This is a genomic window from Nonlabens antarcticus, from assembly GCF_015356755.1.
Taxonomy (GTDB): domain Bacteria; phylum Bacteroidota; class Bacteroidia; order Flavobacteriales; family Flavobacteriaceae; genus Nonlabens; species Nonlabens antarcticus.
This window is the reverse complement of record NZ_JADFCO010000053.1, coordinates 2,501-5,368: the sequence shown is the minus strand read 5'-3', so window position 1 is coordinate 5,368 and position 2,868 is coordinate 2,501. Positions and strand designations below refer to the sequence as shown.

Below are 2,868 nucleotides of genomic sequence, written 5' to 3'. Positions count from 1 at the left end.
CTACAATATGTAGTGAGTCGGTAAGTTATAATTTAGTGTAAACAGACATAAACGCCAAATGCTAGTAGTAATTGGATTATGAGGTCTCCCACAAGAGATCTTTTTAATAAGATTCTACGATGAAGAGTTTGATCCTGGCTCAGGATGAACGCTAGCGGCAGGCCTAACACATGCAAGTCGAGGGGTAACAGGGAGCTTGCTCCGCTGACGACCGGCGCACGGGTGAGTAACGCGTATACAATCTACCTATCACTGAGGAATAGCCCGAAGAAATTTGGATTAACGCCTCATGGTACCGGCTGACCGCATGGTCTACCGGTTAAAGGTTACGGTGATAGATGAGTATGCGTCCTATTAGCTAGATGGAGAGGTAACGGCTCCCCATGGCTACGATAGGTAGGGGTCCTGAGAGGGAGATCCCCCACACTGGTACTGAGACACGGACCAGACTCCTACGGGAGGCAGCAGTGAGGAATATTGGACAATGGGCGAGAGCCTGATCCAGCCATGCCGCGTGCAGGAAGACGGCCCTATGGGTTGTAAACTGCTTTTGTACGGGAAGAAACCCCTCTACGTGTAGAGGGCTGACGGTACCGTAAGAATAAGCACCGGCTAACTCCGTGCCAGCAGCCGCGGTAATACGGAGGGTGCAAGCGTTATCCGGAATCATTGGGTTTAAAGGGTCCGTAGGCGGGCTGATAAGTCAGTGGTGAAATGCAGGGGCTCAACTCCGGCACTGCCATTGATACTGTTAGTCTTGAATTATTGTGAAGTGGCTAGAATATGTAGTGTAGCGGTGAAATGCTTAGATATTACATAGAATACCGATTGCGAAGGCAGGTCACTAACAATACATTGACGCTGAGGGACGAAAGCGTGGGTAGCGAACAGGATTAGATACCCTGGTAGTCCACGCCGTAAACGATGGTTACTAGCTGTCCGGTACGATTGAGTACTGGGTGGCCAAGCGAAAGTGATAAGTAACCCACCTGGGGAGTACGTTCGCAAGAATGAAACTCAAAGGAATTGACGGGGGCCCGCACAAGCGGTGGAGCATGTGGTTTAATTCGATGATACGCGAGGAACCTTACCAGGGCTTAAATGCAGTATGACAGGCTTGGAAACAGGTTTTTCTTCGGACATATTGCAAGGTGCTGCATGGTTGTCGTCAGCTCGTGCCGTGAGGTGTCAGGTTAAGTCCTATAACGAGCGCAACCCCTATTGCTAGTTGCCAGCGGATCATGCCGGGGACTCTAGCGAGACTGCCGGTGCAAACCGTGAGGAAGGTGGGGATGACGTCAAATCATCACGGCCCTTACGTCCTGGGCCACACACGTGCTACAATGGTAGGGACAGAGAGCAGCCACTGGGCGACCAGGAGCGAATCTACAAACCCTATCACAGTTCGGATCGTAGTCTGCAACTCGACTACGTGAAGCTGGAATCGCTAGTAATCGCATATCAGCCATGATGCGGTGAATACGTTCCCGGGCCTTGTACACACCGCCCGTCAAGCCATGGAAGCTGGGGGTACCTGAAGTCCGTCACCGTAAGGAGCGGCCTAGGGTAAAACCGGTAACTGGGGCTAAGTCGTAACAAGGTAGCCGTACCGGAAGGTGCGGCTGGAACACCTCCTTTCTGGAGTGCTTGAAATAACAGCACCTAAAAGACGGGATTCCTTATGGTCCATCTACAAGCTTTGGCGTGTTTGTTTATATTATTAATTATACTACCACATTATAGTTGTCAATCTTATTTATATATTAAAAAAAGTCGCAAGACTTAGGGTGTTTTCCTAGGAAGATACGTTAGAGTCTCATAGCTCAGCTGGTTAGAGCGCTACACTGATAATGTAGAGGTCGGCAGTTCGAGTCTGCCTGAGACTACTTTTTTAAAACGCTTTCGCGGAAGGATAAACCGCACGAGTTCATTAATATTTTACTGGAAATTCTAGAAGTTAGAGGATTCTACATTCGTGATTCTGAATACATAATTTAGGATTCCAAAAATGGGGGATTAGCTCAGCTGGCTAGAGCGCCTGCCTTGCACGCAGGAGGTCATCGGTTCGACTCCGATATTCTCCACTATAGCACTAGCATTCGTATTTATACGGTTGTTTGGTGCTCCTTGATACCTTCTATAGGTATCGGGAAACGTTCATTGACATATTGAAAAGATTAAACGAGAAACAAATAGGCGCATTTTTTACAAAATGTGTTTGTTATTAGTAAGAATAAGAATACAAGAGCAAGGCGTCGTTCCCATATCGTTATGGGAACGGCCAGAATACCATAAGCAAATTAAGGGCGTATGGGGAATGCCTAGGCTCTCAGAGGCGATGAAGGACGCGATAAGCTGCGATAAGCTGCGGGGATTGGCACATACGATGTGATCCGCAGATTTCCGAATGGGGCAACCCGTCATGTTGAAGACATGTCATCCCGCAAGGGAAGCAAACCTGGTGAACTGAAACATCTAAGTAGCCAGAGGAAGAGAAAACAATAGTGATTCCGCTAGTAGTGGCGAGCGAACGCGGAATAGCCCAAACCACCCAGTTTACGGACTGTGTGGGGTTGTAGGACCACGATATTTGATGCAATTTGAATTAGAATCCACTGGAAAGTGGAGCCATAGAAGGTGATAGCCCTGTATAGGAAAGAAGTGTTATTGATAGTGGTATCCTGAGTAGTGCGGGGCACGTGAAACCCTGTATGAATCCGGCGGGACCATCCGCCAAGGCTAAATACTCCTGAGAGACCGATAGTGAACCAGTACCGTGAGGGAAAGGTGAAAAGAACCCTGAATAAGGGAGTGAAATAGAACCTGAAACCATACGCTTACAAGCGGTCGGAGCTACCTTGTGTAGTG

General features: G+C 48.4%; 2 tRNA genes and 2 rRNA genes (1 of these 4 running past the window's edge). All 4 read left to right on the top strand.

The annotated features are described in order from the left end of the window. Nucleotides 1-116 precede the first annotated feature (116 nt). Nucleotides 117-1,638 (top strand): 16S ribosomal RNA (locus IQ282_RS00230). 174 nt (nt 1,639-1,812) lie between these two features. Continuing rightward, a tRNA-Ile gene (locus IQ282_RS00225) sits at nt 1,813-1,886 on the top strand. Nucleotides 1,887-2,010: 124 nt separating this feature from the next. Further along, nucleotides 2,011-2,084 (top strand) — tRNA-Ala (locus IQ282_RS00220). 205 nt (nt 2,085-2,289) lie between these two features. Beyond that, nucleotides 2,290-2,868, top strand: a 23S ribosomal RNA gene (locus tag IQ282_RS00215) (it continues 2,250 nt past the right edge of the window). Together the 16S and 23S rRNA genes with 2 tRNA genes alongside form the textbook arrangement of a ribosomal RNA operon.